Here is a 19,725-nt window from a genome sequence, read left to right on the forward strand (position 1 = left end):
TTATTCCCCTGCGCTTCTTGATTGACGGCTACGGCCCGGCCGCTCGGGTAGAACGCCCTGCGGGTGGAAGCGCAGCACCAGCAGAAGGATTGTGCCCATCATCAACACGCGGAAATATTGCGCCTGCTCGAGCAGGTGCGTGCGGATTGGCGAGGTGTCGCTCATCCAGAAGGTCGTCATTTTGACGAGCCAGTATCCGATGGGCTCCGATTGGACCCACACGAACCAAATGAGGAAGGCGCCGAAGACCGAGCCGACGTTGCTGCCCGAACCGCCGACGATCACCATGACCCAGATGAGGAACGTGTAGCGAAGCGGGATGTAGGCGGCCGGTGTCAATTGGCCATCGAGGGTGACAAGCATCGCGCCGGCGATCCCGACGATCGCTGATCCCAGCATCAGGATTTGCAGGTGGCGCCAGGCAACATCCTTGCCCATCGCACCTGCCGCAGTCTCATTGTCGCGAATGGCGCGGATCATGCGTCCCCACGGCGAACTCAGGGCAAAGACGCATAGGGCGAGCAAACCTGCCAGCACGGCGGCAAACAAGCCCGCAAATGTAAGCTTGACGATGATCGACGAAGCTTCGGCCACGAGGAGCCGCAGTGCAGCGGTTTGCTCCGTTGCAGGAAGTGCATCGAGATAGGACCGGTTCATCGAGGTCACTAGGTCGATTAGCCAAGTCTGCTGCTGCAGCAGACGGCCGTCGGGAACCGGCTGCGGCAGGCCCGTCGCGTTCTTGACGCCACGCGTCAGCCAGTTCTCGTTCTTGACCATGGCGACGATGATCTCGGATATGCCGAGGGTCGCGATGGCAAGGTAGTCCGAGCGCAGTCCGAGCGCGACTTTTCCGACTAGGAACGCCGCACCCGCCGCAGCCAATCCCGCCAGCGGCCAAGAGAAGAGTATCGGCAGACCGAGGCCGCCCATGAACCCGCTGGCGGCGGGATCATACGCCTCGATGGCCTGGCGCGCCGGCACGAATATCTGTCTGAAGAGAACGAAACTTACGATCAGGACGACTGCCGGCAAGGCGTATTTGAGAACGCCTTTGAGGTATCGGAACGATATCACCGCAGCGACAACCCCGATTGCCTGCACGATAAACGATAGGGCTATGCCGACCCCGCCCACTTCAACGGCGCCCGAAACCGGCGCATGCCCGACAAGCAGCGCAACGACGCCGCCAATCGCAGCAAAACCCATGATGCCAGCATTGAAGAGGCCGGCGTAGCCCCATTGAATGTTGACGCCAAGCGCCATGACGGCAGAGATCAGGCACAGATTGAGTGTCACGAGCGCCACCGACCACGACTGGAGGAAGCCGACCAGTAAAAAGAGGATGGTCAAAACGCCGTAGAGTTGGACCGCGCGCTTCATCATGACGACTTGGCTTTCAGGATACCAGTCGGCGCAATAATGAGAATGACGACCAGAATGACAAAGGAAATGGAGAACTTGTAGTCTGTTGGCACGAGCTGAAGAAGACTGTCACCTACGTCCGAGCCAGGCAGGAAATACAGCACGACCTTGCGATAGGCATAGGTGAGTGCAATCTCAGAAAAGGCGACGATGAACCCGCCGATGATGGCCCCGACCGGTCTGCCGAAGCCGCCGACGATCGCGGCCGCGAAGATCGGCAGCAGGATTTGGAAATAGGTGAACGGCCTAAAACTCTTGTCGAGGCCATAAAGCACACCCGCAACCGTCATCAGCGTCGCGGCGATGATCCATGTTGTCCGGATCACGACCTTCGGGCTGACGCCGCATAGCAGTGCCAGTGTCTCGTTGTCGGAAAACGCACGCATGGCCGCGCCGGTGCGTGTACGCTGGAGGAACAGAAACAGGGCTAAAACCGCCAGCACCGCGACGGCGAGTGTCAGGGCCTGGGAAGTCCTGATCGTCACGCCTTCAAGAAGCCCTGTGGCATCCTTGAACTGCTGCGCGGTCAGAAGAAACCGTTCGCCATCCGCGAAACTCCGCTCATTGGGCCCGATGACGATACGGACGACGCCGTTCAGGATGAACATCACGCCCATGGATGCCATCATGAACACGACGGGAGCCGCCTTCTGCCGCCGGTAGTGCGCGTAGACCAGCCGGTCGGCGGCAAGGCAGAACAAGATCGTGCCGGCAATGCCGAGCGGCAGCGCAGCCAGCGCAGTCGGCAGAAAGCCGAGGGAGAACCCCGCGCTCTGCAACGCCCATGTTCCGAGGATGGTCAGCATGGTGCCGAAGGCCATCGTGTCGCCGTGGGCGAAGTTGGAGAACCGCAGCACGCCGAAGATGAGATTCACGCCAAGCGCCCCGAGCGCGAGCTGCGCGCCATAGGACGTTGCCGGCACGACGACGAAGTTCAGAAAAAGAACGATTCCGTTGAGCATGTTATCCACCGAGAAAGCTCCGTCGGACTTCGGGGTCTGCTAGGAGATCCTGGCCGCTGCCCGTGTAACGGTTCTCGCCGAGCACCAGCACGTAGCCGACGTCGGCGATCTCCAGCGCCTGGCGGGCATTCTGTTCGACCATGAGCACTGCGAGTCCGCGCTCTTTCAGCGCCACGATCCGCCGCAGCAGATCCGCGGCGACATTGGGCGAAACGCCTGCGGTCGGTTCGTCGAGCATGAGCACCGTAGGTCGGCTCATCAGGGCGCGCCCCACCGCCAGTTGCTGCCGCTGCCCGCCGGAAAGGGTCCGGCCAAGATCGCTGCGCTTGGTCCTGAGGATCGGGAACGTCTCGAAGACCTCCTCGATGCTCGCGCCGATGTCGTCACGGCGCAGATAAGCCCCCATTTTCAGGTTCTCCAACACCGTCATCGTCGGGAAAATATTGTCGGTCTGTGGTACGAAGGCGATGCCTCTGTTCACCCGCGATTGCGGGTCCATGCCGCCAAGGGATTTGCCGTCGAGGGCAATGTCGCCGCAGGTCAGCGGCACGATCCCCAGCAGCGCTTTCATGGCGGTGGACTTGCCGGCGCCGTTCGGTCCGACGATCACGACCACCTGGCCGCGGTCGACCGAAATGGAGCAGCCGTTGAGAATCTGCACTCCATTGTAGCCGCCGCACATCTTGCTGCCATTCAGGTAGCTCATGCGGCCGGCCTCGATACGGAGGCGCCGAGATAGGATTCGATCACCCGAGGATCGTCCATCACGTGCTGCGCCGTGCCTTGCGTCAAGACGCGTCCCTCCGCCATTACAACAACGCGGTCGCAGAGGCGTGAAATGAAGCCCATGTCGTGCTCGATCATGCAGAATGTGTAGCCGCGCTCCTCGTTGAGCCGGCTTATCGCGTCCTCGATCGAGCCGAGCAGGGTACGGTTGACGCCGGCGCCTACCTCGTCCAGCAGGACCAGCCGTGCCTCGGTCATCATAGTTCTTCCAAGCTCGACCAGCTTCTTTTGCCCGCCGGACAGATTGCCGGCCGGTTCGTCGCGAAGATGCGTGAGATTCAGGAACTCTATCACTTCCATCGCGCGGTCACGGAGCGCAGCTTCCTGCGCGCGGATGCGGTGACGCCCCAGCCATGTGTCGATGATCCGCTCGCCCGATTGCTGGCCCGGAACGACCATGAAATTTTCGAGCACGGTCAATGTCGGGAATTCATGCGCGATCTGGAATGTGCGCACCACGCCCTTCGCGAAGAGGACGTGCGGCGGAAGGCCCGAGACATCGTCATCTTCCAGCAGGATTCGGCCGGCCTGGGGGCGATAAAGACCGGCGATCGTATTGAACATCGTGGTCTTGCCGGCGCCATTCGGGCCGATGAGGCCAGTGATCGAACCTTTGTCAATGTTGAATGAAGCGCCGTTGATCGCCTTCAGTCCGCCAAAGCTCTTCTGGATATTCTCCACGGCGACAAGCGGCCCGCGCGCCAGGGGGAGCGCATCGCCGGATCTCTTCTCGCGGTACATCGAATTCAAGATGACAACTCCCTCGCCGGCTTTGCCTTTGGCTCCTTATCGGCCAGTCAAATTTCGAGGAGATCACGTTTCGTTTGTCGTCAATATTGATCATTAAGTGAAATCAGAAATTGCTTTGGCCGCTGTTTGTGAAATCTGATGCCAAGTGGGCGATATGACATTCGGCAAGCGCTTGCCCGTACTTCATCCCGGACCGATGCATAGCCGTCGGGTTCCGATCCACGTTTCGGCGCTAAGGCCAAGTTTGGTCGATTCTGACGCAGGCAAACCAGCGGCGGCGGCCCACCTGAAATATTTGAACATCAAGGCGATGGCCTAATCATCAAGACCGGGTGTGCGGGAGAAGCAGGAACCACGGATCGGAAATTTTCGGCCATCATGTTTGGCAAGCCGTCGCAGCGAAACGACTCGCTGAGATCAGTGCGTCCGAGACGTGCTAGCTTTCCGACGATCTTTGAGACGCTTGCGACGGCGCCTTCTATGCCCCGCCGCAACTCATGAAGCGCGTCACTGATTTGCGCTTGGCGACAAAATCCTAACAAACGCCAGAGTTGATGTTGAGCGCGCTCCCCCGCCGACACGACAGATACCTCATCGGAAAGGTGGCGGAGGACAGTGCCATGGCCATCGGCAATTTTTTCGAGCAAGCTCTTGTCGTTGCAGGCTTGCATCAGGCGCAGGTGGAAACTCAAAGCCAACTCAACGCGGGAACCGGCTTTTGAAGTCAGTTCACAATGAACCAGGATACGCTCGGCATTGATGATGTCCTCCGCGTTCAGCAAAGGAATTGCAAGCTCGAGCGCCCTCGGTTCGTAAAACAGTCGCCGCTTCAGGGAGTTTATTAGTTGACCCTTGTCGTTGACGCCCATTGGTCAATTGCCCGCAGTCGCCGAAATTTTGATGACTTGCGCGAGCGGATGCAGCGGACTGGGCGATGCGCCAGCCCGACGTTTCCGATGCAACAAACGCATACCGATCCAGCGTGGTCGACACGTCGATGCGCCTTGCCGCAAAACTTGGATTTGTCCGCGCTTCTTGCATTGCGCCGAAGGGCAGCTAGCGAATCCTAGCTACCAGCTTGCCGAGATGTATTGGGTTTCCATAAATTCCAGCATTCCTTCATGCCCCCCTTTACGGCCCAGCCCAGATTGCTTGACGCCTCCAAACGGAGCGGCTGGATCCGAGACAAGCCCCCGATTGAGCCCGACCATTCCGAATTCCAGTCGCTCGCAAACCTGCAGCGCACGCTTCATGTTTTCGGAGAAAACATAGGCGACCAATCCGTATTCAGTGTCATTTGCTCGACGAATGACGTCGTCATGATCTCTGAAGGTCTGCACCGCCGCCACAGGCCCAAATATCTCGTCATGGACACATGCCGCGTCGTCAGGCACGTTCGACAGCACGGTTGGCGGGTAGAAGAAGCCCTTGCCCTCGGGCACGAAGCCACCGGTTTCGATCTTTGCCCCGCGCGACACCGCGTCTTCCACGAAGCGGGCGACCTTATCCCGGGTGCTGGCATTGACCAAAGGGCCGACATCGATTCCGTCCTGGCTGCCATCGCCAACGTTGAGCCGCACCATCTCGGCCGTAAGCCTTCGGGTGAATTCGACGGCAATGTCTTCGTGGACGTAAATGCGGTTGGCGGCCGTGCAGGCCTCGCCCAAGTTGCGCATCTTGGCTTTCATCGTGCCTTCAATGGCCAGATCGAGGTTTGCGTCTTCGAGAACGATCAGCGGCGCATTGCTGCCCAGTTCCATGGCTGGTTTCAAAACCTGATCGGCAGCAGAACGAAGAAGCTTGCGCCCGACGGCGGTCGAGCCGGTGAAACTCACGACGCGAACCCGCTCGTCGTGCAACAGATGGTCGACCAGTTCTGCCGACTGCGTCGTTGGAAGCACGTTGACGAGGCCCGCTGGAACACCGGCCTCTTCCAGCAGCGGCATCAAGGCGAGCATTGTGAGCGGGGTCTCGGCGGCCGGCTTAACGATGACTGCACAGCCGGCGGCCAAAGCCGGCGCAATCTTGCGCGTGCCCATGGCAGCTGGATAATTCCACGGCGTGACAAGAACTGCAATGCCAGCGGGCTTGTGTTGGACCAGTATGCGAGCGCCCGACTCTGGCGCATGCTTTACGATGCCGTCGACGCGAACCGGTTCCTCCGAAAACCATCTGAAGAACTCCGCCGCGTATTTTGCCTCGGCCAGCGCGTCGCCTTTGGCCTTGCCGTTTTCCAGCGTGATCAAACGTGCGAACTCGTCCAGCCGCGCCGACAGCAACGCCCAGGCATTGCGCAAGACCTCGGACCGATGTCGCGGGGTCTGTTTCGCCCACACCGCCATTGCGGTCTCGGCCGCATCCAGCGCCGCTTCCGCATCAGCGATGTCCGCCGACGCCACCGAGGCAATAATCGTCTCGTCGGCAGGATTAATCACATCAAAGCGCTCAGCGGTAGCGCCTGAGCGCCAGGTTCCGTTGATGTATAAATCTCTATATTTCATTCCTATTCCGTCCTGAAAGCGCTATATCCACCTCAGTTCATTCCGCTTTCAACGTCTTTTCCGCGTTACCCGAGAAGCCGACATCGCATGCGCGTCCGCCTTGCGTCTTCCCGGCAAGCGGCCCCATGGGCTGACCGTGTTCAAGAATTTCTGCCAGATAGTCTTCCGCATTCGACCGCGGTTTATATCCGAGCCAGGCAACATGCGAATTCTCGACGCGTGAGCGGGTGTTGTTGGACACGCCGTACACGACGTAGAAGTGGTGATCCGGTGCGTTGATGCATTGGTCGAAAAGATGGACAGCATCCTCATGGCTCAGCCATGTCGAGAGCATCCGCGTGTCCGTTGGCCTCTCTTCGAACGAAGCGACGCGCACGCATGCGATTGATAGCCCATACTTGTCGGCATAAAGGCTAGCGAGCGCTTCTCCATATGCCTTGGAGACGCCGTAATAGCCACTCGGGCGCAGGCGCACGTTCGCATCAATGGTCTTCTCTATCGGATGAAAGCCCACTGCCTGGACGGAACTGCAGAACACCACGCGCTTCACGCGGGCGCGCCGCGCCGCCTCGAAAACAGTGTACGTCAGCGCGTAGTTGAGTGGAAAAATAGTCTCCCATGGCGCTTCCTCGGGATATGCGGCCAGATGGACGACAACGTCGACGCCCTGCATTGCTTCGACCATTTCCGGCAGGTTGGTCGCATCGGCGTTCCAGATCTCTTCGCTCTCCGTCGCAGTACCGAGATTGGCAATGTCGAGCAGGCGCAAAACGCGATCAGGTGTCGCCAAGCCATTCCTCAACACCCGTCCAAGACGCCCGGCCGCGCCGGTGATCAGAATTCTCTGCAAGACAAATTCCCTTCAAATTTTCTAAGATCGGCAAGGTGAGACCTAACCCGCGTAACGGGCCATCGGCACTCCAGCCACTCCAGCCTCATAAGCAAAGACGTTCCCTGACAGAGGCTGCTGCCGAAGGTCTTCCGCCGTCAGATCCTCGCGCGCCGTGGTGATGAAAAGGGTCGACATGTTCGCGCCGCCAAAGGTGCAGGAGGTTACGTTTTGCGCGGGAATATCCAAGGACAGCAAAACATCGCCGGCCGGGGAGTAACGCGTTACCCTTGAACCGGCGAAATGAGCACTCCACAGGCAACCTTCTACGTCGACGGTGGCGCCGTCGGGACGCCCATGGCCCTTTGGCACGGTAGCAAAAACCCGCTCGTTGCTCATCGTTCCCGACTGCACATCGTAATCGAAAGCAAGGATGTTCAGCGTCGGCGTATCGGTGAAATACATTGTCCGGCCATCCGTGCTCCAAGCAAATCCATTGCTGGTCTTGATGCCGCCGCGAACTTTGGTGACGCTCCTGTCGGCGTCCACGCGGTACATTGATGCGATCGGCCGCCTCTGCGAGGGGTCGGAGACCTCGTGAATGCTGCCGCACCAGAATCGGCCAGCCGGATCGCATTTGCCGTCGTTCATGCGGTTGCCTGGGAAAGGCTCTTCGGGTGTCGCGAAATGTTCGCAGGCTTCAGTCTCGAGATCGTAGATCGCGAACCCGTCACGCGTACCGGCGATGATGCTTCTACCACCCTTCCTGAGCGCGATTGAACCAAACTCGAAAGGCGTTTTCCAGGTCTTCACCGCTGCGGTGACCGGATCGTAGCGGTGCAAGACCTTCTCGGTGATATCGACCCAATACAGGCACTGCTGATCGACATCCCAGACCGGACACTCGCCCAAAGTGTTTTCCACGACGGCGACGCACTTAAGTTCTCTCGGCATGTCTTGTTCCCAGTATTAGATGCGCGTGATCTTGTGTATCCGCTGGAGAGCGGTCTCGACGTCCGCGGTCGACAAATCGCGATGCGTGACGAAGCGCAACCTCTTGCCTTTCGGCGACAGGACAAAAACACCGGCCTCAGCCAAGCGAGAATGGAACGCACGCGGATCGCCAAATTCGTCCGGTACGTAAGCCATGACGATGTTGGTCTCGACGGCGGCGGTGTTGACGTCGAGACCAACTTCCTTGAGCCCGTTAGCGAGACGCTTCGCATTGGCATGGTCGATCGCCAGATCGTCGATGTTCTCGCGTAGCGCCATCAGGCCGGCCGCAGCCAAGACGCCGGCCTGCCGCATTCCGCCGCCGACCATCTGGCGCCAATGCCGCGCCTCTTCGACGAATGGGCCACTGCCGGCGACGATCGAGCCGCCGGGTGCTCCGAGACCTTTCGAAAGGCAAAACGTTATGCTGTCGACGGGCTTGGCGAGGTCGGAAGGCTTTCGGGAAAGAGCGACCGCCGCGTTAAAGAAACGCGCACCGTCCATATGGAACACCAGCCCACGGGCCAAAGCGAAACTCCTGAGCTCGTAGAGATAGTCGACGTCAAGGCAGCGTCCGCCCTCGCCATTATGGGTGTTCTCGACACAAATCAGCTTGAGCGTCGGATTGAGGACCGAAGGTCTCTGATTGCTCGCCTGCACGGGGGCCAAGGTATTCAGCAGTTCCAGCGGGTACCGGCCATCTGGCGTCGGCATCGGGTGGGAGGTTAGCCCGCACACCGCCGCCAGATGACCGGTTTCGTTGATGTGTATGTGCGAAGTATTGCTGACGATCGTGGCCGCTCCATGCGGCACCTGTGCTCTGATCGAAACCAGATTGCCCATCGTACCGCTGAGCACGAACAGCGCCGCCTCCTTGCCCAAAAGCTCCGCCGCATATTCTTCCAGGGCACGGATCGTCGGATCTTCACGGTAGTAGTCGTCGCCGACTTCGGCATCGGCCATGCGTGCCCGCATCGCCCTGCTTGGCACCGTCAAAGTGTCACTTCTGAAATCCAATCGCGTCGTCATCCGGCTCTTCCAAGATATTCACACCAGGCGAAGATATCGGGATGAAGTGCGGTTTTCCGACACAAGTTGACCGTTTGATGAAATTGGATATGGTTTCTGTCTGCCTATTTGACAGAAAATTTCACTCTTGAATTGGAAGCAAAAATGTCGACGCGCCGCGCAGACCTGGACCAAATCGACCGAAAGATATTGAACCGGCTGCAGCGCGACAGCAGGATCACCAACGCCGACCTCGCCACGGAAGTCGGCACCTCGCCTGCATCATGTCTGCGCAGGGTCCGGCGCCTGCGCGAAACCGGCTACATCGAAAGGGAGATCGCGTTGGTCAATCCCGACAAGGTCGGCTCCAGATTGGTCACAATCACGGAAGCAAGGCTGAACAGCCTCGATCGGAGGGGCCGTGACGAAGCGATCCGCCTGATCAAAAACATTCCCGAGGTGATCATCTTATACAACGTCACCGGCAGCCGTGATCTGCTGTTCGTCTCCGTTTTCACGGATATGGCCGATTTCGAACGAACCATTGCAGAGCCGCTGTCGATCGTTCCGCAGATCCACTCGATCAACAGCTACTTTGCGATCAAGACCATTAAGTTCGAGCCCCACATCCATTTCGACGAAACGCGTTGAGACGCGGACCGGTTCGTAGTCCCGAGCTTTCGAGGACGCATCAAACCTATACAGCCGGCAGCCGATGGCGGTGGTCGTCAGCCGTGAACCGCACTTTAACGACAGCGCTGCGCAATGATCGGCTGCCGTGTGATGATCGGAATTCTTCGTCAGCTTGACCGGCGCACCATCACGACCGCGCTCACCGCCGCCACCGCAAGGCTCGACCCTGCAACCATGGCCAAAGGCGCCGCTGCGCCATCAATAGCGAGGCCCCTTCCACCGAATTTGAAATCCAGCCGCCGATCTCGGCATGATTTTGTTTGTTTCTTCCAAAATTCCGGCCAATTTGAAACATCCTGCGCCATTGAGTTTGCAACCATTTCCCTGTCGGCGACAATTAGGGGCGAGAACGCCGCGTCATTGGGAAAAGGGCAGCCCTTGAACACGATTGATCCAACAATCAAGAACCGCCACTACAGGGTGCCCCATCGAATGCGTCGCTCGACATCCGCAATGGCGAACGTGTTGCCATATGCGGACCTTCCGGTTCTGGCCACTCTTTACCCGCTGCATAGACCAGCTTGAGAAGCATGATGCCGGCAGCATCGTTGGGTCGAATTGACAGAGGACACGAAGGACGGCCAGGCCGTGCGCCAGGGAAATGGCAATGGTGTTTCAGATGGCGATCCCAGCGTCGGTATCAAGCAATTGCACAATATGCGGGCCGGTCGGTGCTCGTCCGGAACGGTGAATATCGCCAGCAAGGGGCGAATGATCGCGGACCCGAATAACCCGTCCTACGGCCCTATCCGCCTGAACGCCTCTGACCCCGCCTGCTGCGGCGCAATGCGCCCTCGGTTACAAAACTCGAAAAGCGAGAAGCACATGAACGCCCGCGCAACCCCAGGCTCTGACGGCGAAAACGGCGCCATCGCTCCCGATTTCGTAGAGAGATCGTATTGGTGGGATGCCATGACGGACCATGGCGACAGGCCGACACCGGTTTTCCAGCGGTCTGCGGACGTCGCCATCGTTGGGGCCGGCGTGACCGGACTAAATGCCGCGCTCGAGTTGGCCAGAGGCGGCAAGAGTGTCGCCGTTTTCGACGCGGGCGTTGCCGGCTATGGAGCCAGTTCGCGAAATACAGGCTTCCTGGGGCGTTTCCTGAAGAAGTCCCTGGCGGAGCTGATGGAAGGCTACGGGGTGGAACAAGCCATCGCCTATTACGCCGAATTGTTTGAGGCCCTCAATATCAGCATGGTGGAGGTAATCGAGCGCGAGAGGATAGATTGCGACTTCAGTCTCGCTGGCCGGGTTGTCCTGGCACGTTCGCCATCCCAGCTGCGCGGTGTGGTCGACGAATTCAAGCTGCGCGAGAGGCATCTGGGCGAAGGCATCCAAGTGCTGAACAAGAAGCAGCTCCAGCAACAGATCAAATGCTCCGACATCTTTTGTGGCGGGGTGCTGGTCCCGGACATGGCCACGATCCATCCCGGAAAGTATCACGCCGGTCTCTTGGCAGCTGCGACAAAGCTCGGGGTTCTGGCATACGGCAACGCACCGGTTTCTGACATCAGCAAATCGACGGCTGGCTTTGATGTCGAAACGCCGTTGGGCACGCTTCGGGCGAAGGACGTGATCGTTGCCACCAATGGATATACTGGCAAGGACTTGAACTGGTTTGCCCGGCGCCTTGTTCCGTTTCAGGGGTTCGCGATCGCGACCCAAGAAGTGGATCGCCAGACGCTCTCACGGCTTCTGCCAACCAACCGAAGCTATACCGACGCCGATTTCGACACGACGGCGATCCGTCTGACCCCCGATGGCAAACGCATTATCATGTCCGGCCGTACGGGCAAGGCCATGCCCATCCGCGCCAAGGCGAGCCAACTTCGCAAGGACCTGCTTTCCGTCTTTCCCGAGTTAGGCGATGTTAGGGTCAGCTATGCCTGGAGCGGCTTCTGCGCTGCGCCGCTCGACGCCATGCCGAAGATCGGCCAGCGCCCTGATGGCGTCTGGTATGCTACCGGTTTTACCTTCATGGGCATGCCGCAAGGATCGTATTTCGGCAGGAAGGTTGGGCTCCAGCTGCTTGGCAGGTCCGAAGGCGCCACTGCCTTCTCCAGCGTGCCTTTTCGGTCCTCGCCCTTCTACACCGGCAATCCTTGGTTCCTGCGCCCGCTCATGGCCGCGATGCGGGTCAAGGACTACCTCAGCAACCGCACTCAAGCCGACACACAGGCAAGCGCATCGAATTCCACGCCTCCTGGCTTTTTCTGACAAGTCCCATACTGGCGGGCACCATCAGCTAAGGGCGATGTTGCTCAGCGCGATTCCGACGATCAGGTCAAAGCACTGATTTCAGAAACGCAGCCGTCTCCGGCTGGACAGGATTGCTTATGACCTGTCCGGGCGGCCCGATTTCATGAATCTTCCCTTATGAAAGAAATCGACCCGGTTCGACACTTCGCGGGTGCCACGTAGAGCAGCAGTGAGGCGGTTCAGTCTTCCGAGGTCGCTGGCTAGATAGATAAGCGTTCGGAATCCGTGGTTGACCGGGATGTCAGATTACTAAGCAAATGCGATCATGCCCAAGCGTGAAAGATCCCCAGCGGTCACTCGACACATGCCCCAATTGGCGGCACCACCTTTCCAGGTGAAGATCACAAATGATTGATAAATATCATGAATCTGGTCATGGTGGTTTGATCCACAATCACCCGTCAGGCGACCCGACGCCATCGCGCGCCGACATCGAGATGACGAAGGAGATCATCGACGCGGGCAAGCGGCTGGGCATCGCGGTGCACGACCACATCATCATCGGGCGGAAGGGATATGCCAGCATGAAGGGCCTGCTGCTGATCTGAGATGGCAGGGCCGGCGCCAACGCCGGCCGACCCCGACCACGCGATCCCAGAGATCGGGGCGGGCGAAGCCGGCTAGAACAAGCGACTGGCGGAATCAGGAGAGTATGATCATGGCGAAGACAAAAGTCCTTCTTGTCGGCGAAAGCTGGGTGAGTTCGGCGACCCACTACAAGGGGTTCGACCAGTTCGGCAGCGTCACCTTCCATCTCGGGGCAACGCCCCTGGTCGACGCCTTGAAGGACAGCGAATTCGATCTCGACTACATGCCCGCTCATGAGGCCGTCGAGAAGCTGCCTTTCACCATGGAAGGGCTGTCGCAATACAGGACGATCATCCTGTCCGACATTGGCGCAAACTCGCTGCTGCTTCATCCCGATGTCTGGCTGCACGGCAAGACAGTGCCGAACCGGCTCAAGCTCCTGCGCGACTGGACGCTGGCCGGCGGCGGCCTGATCATGATCGGCGGTTACTTCAGCTTCCAAGGCATTGACGGCAAGGCGCGCTGGCATCGCACGGCGGTCGAGGAGGCGCTGCCGGTGACCTGCCTTCCCAATGATGACCGTCTCGAAATTCCGGAGGGCTTTCGTCCCGAGATCACTGGCTCAAGAGACCATCCGCTTTTTGCCGGCATTGAGGGCGAATGGCCGCTGCTGCTCGGTGCCAACGAGGTCGTCGCCCGCGATCGCGACGATGTCGAGGTTCTGGCGCGGCTGCCGCAGGACCAGGGCGGCCATCCCCTGCTGGTCACCGGGCGTCACGGCGAAGGGCGCACGCTGGTCTGGACGTCGGACATCGGACCGCACTGGCTGCCGAACAGTTTTGTCGAATGGCCCGGCTATGCGCGGCTTTGGACCAACGTGCTCCGCTGGGTCAGCAACGCCGTTTGATGATGTCGCCCCAAAGTGCGTTTTTGAGGCAACGACATGTATGAGAACAAAGGTTTGAAGCCGATCAGCATCACCGGGAACGGCGAGTTCGGCCGTTGCCGCCTTCGCCTCACGGTCGTTCACGGCGGATCGGTGTTGCAGTTTCCGGCAACCTGGCTAACCGCTTCGCCGAACCCGGCGAGGTCGAAATCGGCCTCGCCGCGCCCCGCCAGCAGCCCGAACCGCCACGAAAGCTGGAGCCGGTTCGCGGCGACAAGGCGCCTGATGCCATCGGCGCCATCGCGCACCAGCATCCGGCCGCGCGGCCCGACCGACCAGCTTTCGTCGAACTTGCTCTCCTGATCGACCGTAATCGACATGGTGATCTTGCGGCTGGCCGAAACAGCGTCGTTCAGTTGCAGCCATTCAGTCCAATGCGGCTCGCCGTTTGCCCGGCAGGCAATCGTCAGGATCGGGCTGTAGCTCAAGGCACCGCCGCCGGTGATCAGCTTGTTGGTGGCGTAGAGCGAGGCGGTCACGAGGCCGTCTTCACTCGTGCCGAAGCGCCAGTTGTCAGGCACCGTGCCGGCCTGGGCAATGCCGCAGACCGAGATAAGGATCAGCGCGATTGCCGAAGCGTGTCCCAATTCGACGAACAGTCTCAACACGCCCTCCAACAACCAAGCGGCTTGCAATAGAAGCGCAGATAATGATCAAAGCTTGGTCGCCACAGGCCGTCGCTCGCGAAGCATGGCGGCTGTTGCAGTTTGGCAACGAAAAAGGCCGCCTCGAGGGCGGCCTTCCTGTTTCAGCGGAGCGCTGGTGTTATTCGGCGGCCTTCTTCTTCGGCGCGGCCTTCTTCTTGGGCTCTTCCGCGTCGTCGGCCGTCTTGGCGTCGGCCTTCTTGGCGGCGGCTTTCTTCGCCGGCTTCGCCTTGACGGCGGTCTCGTCCTCTTCGTCATCGGCCATCAGCTCTTCCTTGCTGACCTTGACGTCGGTGACCGAAATCTGACCGAGCAGATGGTCGACCACCTTTTCCTCGAACATCGGCGCCCGCAGCGTGTTCAACGCTTCCGGGTTGTTGCGGTAGAACTCGAAGACTTCCTGCTGCTGGTTTCCTGGATAGCGCCGCACCTGCTCGAACAGGCCGCGCTGCAGCTCTTCGTCCGATACGGTCACGCCGGCCTTCTCGCCGATTTCAGCCAGCACCAGCCCGAGGCGCACGCGGCGCTCGGCAAGCCGCAGATACTCGGCGCGCGCCTCTTCTTCCGTCGTCTCTTCGTCGGCGAAGGTGCGTCCGGCTGCTTCCAGATCACGATTGACCTGCGCCCAGATGTTGTTGAACTCGGCGTCGACGAGCTTCGACGGCGCCTCGAACGAATAAGCCGCGTCGAGCTGGTCGAGCAGCTGGCGCTTGACCTTCTGGCGCGTCATGGCGCCGAACTGGTTCTCGATCTGGCCGCGCACGACGTCGCGCAGGCGCTCCAGCGACTCCAGGCCGAGGTTCTTGGCGGTCTCGTCGTTGATTTCCAGCGCGCCGGGCTGGGACACTTCCTTGACGGTGACATCGAAGGTCGCTTCCTTGCCGGCCAGATGCGCCGCCTGGTAGTTTTCCGGGAAAGTCACGGTGACCTGCTTTTCGTCGCCGGCCTTGGCGCCGACAAGCTGATCCTCGAAGCCGGGGATGAATTCCTTCGAGCCTAGCACCAGCGGCTGATCGGTGCCGGCGCCGCCATTGAAGGCCTCGCCGTCGATCTTGCCGACATAGTCGATGGTGACACGGTCGCCATTGGCGGCCTTGCCGGTCTTCGGCTCGTAGCTGCGCGCCGATTCGGCAACGCGCTGGACCTGCTCGTCGATCTCGGCATCAGGCACGTCGAACACCTGGCGCGTCACCTTGATGTCGGAAAAGTCCTTGATCTCGATCGCCGGGATGATCTCGTAGTTGAGGCGGAATTCGAAGTCGGCGCCACCGGCCAGGATCTTCTCGGCTTCCTTCTCGTCCTCGGTCATGATGACTTCAGGCTGCATGGCAGCCTTTTCACCACGCCCGGTAATGATCGAACGGGTCGAATCGTTGAGGATTTCGTTGACCACTTCGGCCATGAACGACTTGCCGTAGACCTTGCGCAGGTGCTGCACCGGCACCTTGCCTGGACGGAAGCCGTTGATGCGGACCTTGTTGCGGGCATCCGAAAGCCGCGCCATCAGCTTGGCTTCCATGTCACCGGCCGGCACGGTGATCTTGATCTCTCGCTTGAGACCGGAGTTGAGCGTTTCGGTGACCTGCATCGTAAAACCTTTGTTTTCACCAATGAGACTGCCACGGCCTCTGCCGTTCACAGCCTGCCGGTATATTCTTGCCGGGAATGGCTTTTGGTACGGAACCTGGCGATTTGACCGAAAACCCGGCTCAAACTCTCCCAAACTGCGTTCCAAAATGTGAATAAGTTCTTGTTTTTCCTACTTCTTATCACATTCTGCAGAAGCGGATCGTCGCGTCCCGTCACATTTGACACGCCTTTTGTCACAGGCGAGGCCAATTTTCAACAGTCTTCGCATCCCAGCCAATAACCAGCATTCGGGCCTGCCCCACATCTTGTCGCTGGGCCACATCTTGTCTCTGACATTGACAGAATGATGGCCACATGGGATTGCCGGTCCATGCGGATGTGGCGGAACTGGTAGACGCCCTGGATTTAGGTTCCAGTGCCGAAAGGCGTGGGGGTTCGAGTCCCTTCATCCGCACCACCCTTCGCCCTTCGAGCTTCGGGTGGCGGGCCACCCGAAAGCCCTGGCGAAGGAGGACCGGCGCCGTTCAGGCAGGCATCGGATTGAGCTTCAGATGCTGGATCAAGATGATGGTCTTGGCGTCGACGATACGGCCATCGGCGATGCCGGCCAGCGCCTCGTCGAGCGGCATTTCCAGAACCTCGATGTCCTCGCCCTCTTCTTGCGCGCCGCCGCCGGCCGAGATGCGGTCGGCGGGTGAATAGCGGCCGATGAAAAACCAGAGCCGTTCGGTGACGCTGCCGGGGCTCATATAGGGCGAAAACAGCCGCTCGATATCCTTCAAGCGATAACCCAGCTCTTCCTCGGCTTCCTTGCGGATGGCGGTCTCCGGATCGTTTTCGTCCAACAGGCCGGCACAGGCCTCGATCAGCGGCTCGCGGTGGCCGGTGACGTAAGCGGGATAGCGGAACTGGCGCACCAGAAGCACGGTCGAACGCAAGGGGTCGTAAGGCAGGATCACCGCACCATCGCCGCGATCATAGGTCTGGCGGATTTGCGTCTCCCACTGACCGTCGCGCCGGCGGTAGTCGAGGACGGTCTTCTTCAGGATGGCCCAGTCGTCGGAGAGGATTTCCTCCGAACGGACGCGAATACGATCTTCCATCCCGGTCTCCATGCTAAAGCGCGTCGCACTTCATGCTCCTGTTTATGCCTGTCGTTCTCCCAAAACCGGAGCCACTTTTGGGAGACATGCCTGGCCGAGGCGTAGCCGCGAACCGGCATTTCGGCAATCCCGCCCGTGATTGGTCCAGAAGCCCTTTCACCGCCTCGTGTCTGGCGCAGGCGCCATCGGTCGCCTAAATAGCTGCGAACCCTCCCGGAGTTTCTCATGACAGCGTCGCTTTTCCAGTCGATCACTCTCGACGGCCTCACCTTCCCCAACCGCATCGCCGTCGCGCCGATGTGCCAGTATTCCGCCGAGGACGGCTCGGCCAGCGACTGGCATCTCCATCACTGGATGAACCTCGCAATGTCCGGCGCCGGCATGGTCACGGTCGAGATGACCGATGTCGAGCGGCGCGGGCGTATCACCCATGGCTGCCTCGGCCTTTACTCCGAAGACAATGAAGCGGCCGCCCGCCGCGCGCTGGACGCTGCACGACGCGTCGCCGCACCCGGCACGAAATTCGGCTCCCAACTCGCCCATGCCGGCCGCAAGGCTTCGAACCGCAAGCCGTGGGAGGGCGGCGGGCCACTGAAGCCAAACGAGGATCCCTGGCAGACCGTCTCCGCCTCGGCCATCCCCTACGACACCGGCTGGAACGTGCCGCACGCTCTGGAGGACGAGGAGATCCTACAGCTGATCGAGCGCTTCGCCGAGGCGGCAAGGCGAGCCGAACGCGCCGGCTTCGATTTCCTCGAACTGCACGCCGCGCATGGCTATTTGATCTTCCAGTTCCTGTCGCCCTTGTCCAACCAGCGCACGGACCGCTGGGGTGGCGCGCTGGAAAACCGCATGCGTTTTGCCGTCGAAATCACCAAGGCGGTGCGCAAGGCGGTGCCAAAGCTGATGCTCGGCGCAAGGCTGTCGGTGAAGGATTGGGTCGACGGCGGCTTCGACGTGGCGGACGCGATCGAAGTGGCCAAAGCGCTGAAGGACGAGGGCGTTGCCTATCTCTGCTGTTCGAGCGGCGGCAATTCGCCGTTGCAGAAATTGCCCACCGGCCCCGGCTATCAGGTGCATCTGGCGGAGGCGGTGCGCAAGGGCGCTGATATTCCGACCCGCGCCGTCGGCCTGATCGACGACCCCAAGCAGGCCGAAGCGATCGTCACCGAGGGCCGCGCCGACATGGTGGCGCTGGCGCGGGCCTTCCTGGCTGATCCGCGCTGGGGGTGGCGTGCGGCGGCGACATTCAGCGAGACAATCCACCCGGCGCCACAACTTGCCCGTTCGGTGACCACGATGCAGCATTGGATGAAGGCGGCGGGCTGAACGGTTCGCGCTCCCGACACGGCACTGTAGAGCCTTCAAACAGCCTCTGAGACGTTTGGGCGCAGGCTGACGGCCATGGTTGCAACCAAATTGGCTGCTTTGCGTTGCGGCCATGATGGACAACAAACCTTTTGAAGTGCCGGTCGTCGTCGAACTTGGCCACGTCGGCAAATATCGCCACATCCGCAGCGCCCAGGAAGCCGCGGAGTGCCTGATGACGGTGTGGCCGCTCAATCGCGGCCCGCGCCATCGTGATGCCCTCGACACTTGCCTCAAAGTGCTGGAAGGTTATCGTTCGACAGCAGATGCGCGCCGGGCGCTGATTGAAGCCGCCAAGGAATCGGAAGTGCTGGTGCCCGACGACAGACTGCCCGACGACCGACTGCATTGAGCAGACGGACCTTTCAACCGGAGGTTTTTCATGGCGAAGCTGACTTACAAGATCGTCGAACATGACGGCGGCTGGGCCTACAAGGTCGGAGCGACCTTTTCCGAGACGTTTCCGACGCATCAGGACGCGTTGCGCGCCGCCGAAATCGCCTCGGCCGAGCAGCAGGTCGCCGGAGCGACGGACGGCATCCAGTATGAGGACGCCGAGGGAAAATGGCATGAGGAACTGGCCGACGGCCGCGACCGGCCGCAGACAGAAGTCTCGGATTGATTCGGTATCGCGGTTGATGTGGAGCGGTCCGACAGAGCGCCGACCGCAGCGCCGTCCGGAGAGAGGACGCGCCAGCGGCCAGCGGCTGTCCTTGCGGACTAGCCCTCGAACATGGATTTCCAGAAAATCGGCGTGCGCTTTTCGGAAATCACGTTCTGGCTATTTGCCGCAATACTGATCGTTGACGTTTTGCCCTGCGTTAGCGTCCGGGCCCGGTGTGTTGTGGGCACATGGGCCTATTGCGCCGGTGTTGCCTTGGGTGTTCAACCCGGAGCCGTCACTGATGCTTCCCGTGGTATAGGGGTCGACAGTTGTCTGGTCGTTGTTACCGAACAGCCACCAGTCACGATTGTTGGAATACCTGTCGTCCAGTGACTGGGCCATCGCCGATGTTGCGAGACCGATCGTCAGGACGGATGCTGCGAGAATTTTTGTAACCATTGAATCACTCCATATCTTAGCCGCCTTGGTGCGACACTCATAAAACCCGGTTGTCAGCCGAATGGTTCCTTGAAATTGTCGTGAAGCTGAGGTGAGGCCCCGATCAGCAAAGCCCGGCCGGCGATGCGCTCGATGGATGCGGCGGTTCGCTCCGCGGCCACGAATTGCGGCATGTGCCCCTTGCCGTTGGGCCCCTCGATGCGGCCGAGATCTTGCTCGACCGCCACGTTATCGCAGAACATGGTGGGGAAATGCGTTGGACTCAACCGAGCCATCC

The 19,725-nt window shown here is 60.1% G+C and carries 21 protein-coding genes, 1 tRNA gene and 1 pseudogene; 8 read left to right on the plus strand and 15 right to left on the minus strand.

Features of this window, described 5'->3' with window-relative positions:
- From LB519_RS08705 to LB519_RS08745, 9 genes are all read right to left on the minus strand, one after another.
- Positions 1-1,383 carry a branched-chain amino acid ABC transporter permease gene (locus LB519_RS08705; protein WP_224619488.1) on the minus strand — a complete coding sequence of 461 codons (1,383 nt, stop codon included), beginning with the start codon at positions 1,381-1,383 and terminating at the stop codon, positions 1-3.
- Positions 1,380-2,384, minus strand: coding sequence for a branched-chain amino acid ABC transporter permease (locus LB519_RS08710; protein WP_224619674.1), 1,005 nt, complete (start codon positions 2,382-2,384; stop codon positions 1,380-1,382). Before LB519_RS08710 ends, LB519_RS08705 begins: the two co-directional genes overlap by 4 nt.
- Position 2,385: 1 nt before the next feature.
- Positions 2,386-3,090 carry an ABC transporter ATP-binding protein gene (locus LB519_RS08715; RefSeq protein WP_224619490.1) on the minus strand — a complete coding sequence of 235 codons (705 nt, stop codon included), beginning with the start codon at positions 3,088-3,090 and terminating at the stop codon, positions 2,386-2,388.
- Complete coding sequence (locus tag LB519_RS08720) at positions 3,087-3,911, minus strand: ABC transporter ATP-binding protein (RefSeq protein ID WP_224619676.1); 825 nt, start codon at positions 3,909-3,911, stop codon at positions 3,087-3,089. Before LB519_RS08720 ends, LB519_RS08715 begins: the two co-directional genes overlap by 4 nt.
- Before the next feature lie 311 nt (positions 3,912-4,222).
- The gene (locus tag LB519_RS08725; RefSeq protein WP_224619492.1) at positions 4,223-4,789 is read right to left on the minus strand and encodes a hypothetical protein; all 567 of its coding nucleotides are present in this window, start codon (positions 4,787-4,789) and stop codon (positions 4,223-4,225) included.
- 201 nt (positions 4,790-4,990) lie between these two features.
- Positions 4,991-6,421, minus strand: coding sequence for an NAD-dependent succinate-semialdehyde dehydrogenase (locus LB519_RS08730; protein ID WP_224619493.1), 1,431 nt, complete (start codon positions 6,419-6,421; stop codon positions 4,991-4,993).
- 37 nt (positions 6,422-6,458) lie between these two features.
- Positions 6,459-7,271, minus strand: coding sequence for an NAD-dependent epimerase/dehydratase family protein (locus LB519_RS08735; RefSeq protein ID WP_224619495.1), 813 nt, complete (start codon positions 7,269-7,271; stop codon positions 6,459-6,461).
- Between the two features lie 42 nt (positions 7,272-7,313).
- Complete coding sequence (locus LB519_RS08740; RefSeq protein WP_224619497.1) at positions 7,314-8,204, minus strand: SMP-30/gluconolactonase/LRE family protein; 891 nt, start codon at positions 8,202-8,204, stop codon at positions 7,314-7,316.
- Positions 8,205-8,219: 15 nt separating this feature from the next.
- On the minus strand, positions 8,220-9,272 hold the full coding sequence (locus tag LB519_RS08745; protein WP_224619499.1) for a threonine aldolase family protein: 1,053 nt from the start codon (positions 9,270-9,272) through the stop codon (positions 8,220-8,222).
- 108 nt (positions 9,273-9,380) lie between these two features.
- On the opposite strand from LB519_RS08745, the gene LB519_RS31300 reads away from it, so the two are divergent.
- Entirely contained in the window at positions 9,381-9,902 is a 522-nt protein-coding gene (locus LB519_RS31300; protein ID WP_411909238.1) for an Lrp/AsnC family transcriptional regulator, read from the plus strand.
- Between the two features lie 149 nt (positions 9,903-10,051).
- Here the strand turns inward: LB519_RS31300 and LB519_RS08760 are convergent, their stop codons facing one another.
- Complete coding sequence (locus LB519_RS08760) at positions 10,052-10,330, minus strand: hypothetical protein (RefSeq protein ID WP_224619501.1); 279 nt, start codon at positions 10,328-10,330, stop codon at positions 10,052-10,054.
- Positions 10,331-10,502: 172 nt separating this feature from the next.
- On the opposite strand from LB519_RS08760, the gene LB519_RS08765 reads away from it, so the two are divergent.
- The 3 genes and pseudogenes from LB519_RS08765 to LB519_RS08775 all read left to right on the plus strand — a co-directional run bounded on the left by LB519_RS08765 (position 10,503) and on the right by LB519_RS08775 (position 13,641).
- On the plus strand, positions 10,503-12,164 hold the full coding sequence (locus LB519_RS08765) for an NAD(P)/FAD-dependent oxidoreductase (RefSeq protein WP_224619512.1): 1,662 nt from the start codon (positions 10,503-10,505) through the stop codon (positions 12,162-12,164).
- A gap of 425 nt (positions 12,165-12,589) precedes the next feature.
- Positions 12,590-12,754, plus strand: a pseudogene (locus LB519_RS08770) (JAB domain-containing protein); the annotation flags it as partial.
- Between the two features lie 110 nt (positions 12,755-12,864).
- Positions 12,865-13,641: a glutamine amidotransferase gene (locus LB519_RS08775; RefSeq protein WP_013532007.1), complete on the plus strand. Its 777-nt coding sequence runs from the start codon at positions 12,865-12,867 to the stop codon at positions 13,639-13,641.
- A gap of 119 nt (positions 13,642-13,760) precedes the next feature.
- Here the strand turns inward: LB519_RS08775 and LB519_RS08780 are convergent, their stop codons facing one another.
- Together LB519_RS08780 and tig are read right to left on the minus strand one after the other, a co-directional pair.
- On the minus strand, positions 13,761-14,285 hold the full coding sequence (locus tag LB519_RS08780) for a hypothetical protein (protein ID WP_013532008.1): 525 nt from the start codon (positions 14,283-14,285) through the stop codon (positions 13,761-13,763).
- 160 nt (positions 14,286-14,445) lie between these two features.
- A complete protein-coding gene (gene tig, locus LB519_RS08785; protein WP_013532009.1) occupies positions 14,446-15,912 on the minus strand; it encodes a trigger factor in 1,467 nt (488 codons plus the stop codon).
- A gap of 374 nt (positions 15,913-16,286) precedes the next feature.
- Here tig and LB519_RS08790 point away from each other — a divergent pair.
- Positions 16,287-16,371 (plus strand) — tRNA-Leu (locus LB519_RS08790).
- Positions 16,372-16,438: 67 nt separating this feature from the next.
- Here LB519_RS08790 and LB519_RS08795 read toward each other — a convergent pair.
- The gene (locus tag LB519_RS08795) at positions 16,439-17,017 is read right to left on the minus strand and encodes an NUDIX domain-containing protein (RefSeq protein ID WP_024504405.1); all 579 of its coding nucleotides are present in this window, start codon (positions 17,015-17,017) and stop codon (positions 16,439-16,441) included.
- A gap of 225 nt (positions 17,018-17,242) precedes the next feature.
- On the opposite strand from LB519_RS08795, the gene LB519_RS08800 reads away from it, so the two are divergent.
- From LB519_RS08800 to LB519_RS08810, 3 genes are all read left to right on the plus strand, one after another.
- Positions 17,243-18,346 (plus strand): NADH:flavin oxidoreductase/NADH oxidase, encoded by a 1,104-nt coding sequence (locus LB519_RS08800; protein ID WP_024504404.1) that lies wholly within the window; start codon positions 17,243-17,245, stop codon positions 18,344-18,346.
- A gap of 112 nt (positions 18,347-18,458) precedes the next feature.
- Entirely contained in the window at positions 18,459-18,737 is a 279-nt protein-coding gene (locus tag LB519_RS08805; RefSeq protein WP_013532012.1) for a DUF982 domain-containing protein, read from the plus strand.
- A 30-nt stretch (positions 18,738-18,767) separates the two neighbouring features.
- Entirely contained in the window at positions 18,768-19,007 is a 240-nt protein-coding gene (locus tag LB519_RS08810; RefSeq protein WP_013532013.1) for a DUF2188 domain-containing protein, read from the plus strand.
- 159 nt (positions 19,008-19,166) lie between these two features.
- On the opposite strand, the gene LB519_RS08815 is transcribed toward LB519_RS08810, so the two are convergent.
- Both LB519_RS08815 and LB519_RS08820 read right to left on the minus strand, forming a co-directional pair.
- A complete protein-coding gene (locus LB519_RS08815; protein ID WP_084016230.1) occupies positions 19,167-19,448 on the minus strand; it encodes a hypothetical protein in 282 nt (93 codons plus the stop codon).
- 53 nt (positions 19,449-19,501) lie between these two features.
- Positions 19,502-19,714, minus strand: coding sequence for a hypothetical protein (locus LB519_RS08820; RefSeq protein WP_224619513.1), 213 nt, complete (start codon positions 19,712-19,714; stop codon positions 19,502-19,504).
- Positions 19,715-19,725 lie beyond the last annotated feature (11 nt).

The organism is Mesorhizobium sp. AD1-1 (assembly GCF_020164655.1).
Taxonomy (GTDB): domain Bacteria; phylum Pseudomonadota; class Alphaproteobacteria; order Rhizobiales; family Rhizobiaceae; genus Mesorhizobium; species Mesorhizobium ciceri.

Coding starts and splice junctions, on each gene's coding strand:
- LB519_RS08705 (WP_224619488.1), bottom strand. CDS start 1,383: ATGATGAAGCGCGCGGTCCAACTCTACGGCGTTTTGACCATCCTCTTT.
- LB519_RS08710 (WP_224619674.1), bottom strand. CDS start 2,384: ATGCTCAACGGAATCGTTCTTTTTCTGAACTTCGTCGTCGTGCCGGCA.
- LB519_RS08715 (WP_224619490.1), bottom strand. CDS start 3,090: ATGAGCTACCTGAATGGCAGCAAGATGTGCGGCGGCTACAATGGAGTG.
- LB519_RS08720 (WP_224619676.1), bottom strand. CDS start 3,911: ATGTACCGCGAGAAGAGATCCGGCGATGCGCTCCCCCTGGCGCGCGGG.
- LB519_RS08725 (WP_224619492.1), bottom strand. CDS start 4,789: ATGGGCGTCAACGACAAGGGTCAACTAATAAACTCCCTGAAGCGGCGA.
- LB519_RS08730 (WP_224619493.1), bottom strand. CDS start 6,421: ATGAAATATAGAGATTTATACATCAACGGAACCTGGCGCTCAGGCGCT.
- LB519_RS08740 (WP_224619497.1), bottom strand. CDS start 8,204: ATGCCGAGAGAACTTAAGTGCGTCGCCGTCGTGGAAAACACTTTGGGC.
- LB519_RS08745 (WP_224619499.1), bottom strand. CDS start 9,272: ATGACGACGCGATTGGATTTCAGAAGTGACACTTTGACGGTGCCAAGC.
- LB519_RS08775 (WP_013532007.1), top strand. CDS start 12,865: ATGGCGAAGACAAAAGTCCTTCTTGTCGGCGAAAGCTGGGTGAGTTCG.
- tig (WP_013532009.1), bottom strand. CDS start 15,912: ATGCAGGTCACCGAAACGCTCAACTCCGGTCTCAAGCGAGAGATCAAG.
- LB519_RS08795 (WP_024504405.1), bottom strand. CDS start 17,017: ATGGAAGATCGTATTCGCGTCCGTTCGGAGGAAATCCTCTCCGACGAC.
- LB519_RS08800 (WP_024504404.1), top strand. CDS start 17,243: ATGACAGCGTCGCTTTTCCAGTCGATCACTCTCGACGGCCTCACCTTC.
- LB519_RS08805 (WP_013532012.1), top strand. CDS start 18,459: ATGATGGACAACAAACCTTTTGAAGTGCCGGTCGTCGTCGAACTTGGC.
- LB519_RS08810 (WP_013532013.1), top strand. CDS start 18,768: ATGGCGAAGCTGACTTACAAGATCGTCGAACATGACGGCGGCTGGGCC.
- LB519_RS08815 (WP_084016230.1), bottom strand. CDS start 19,448: ATGGTTACAAAAATTCTCGCAGCATCCGTCCTGACGATCGGTCTCGCA.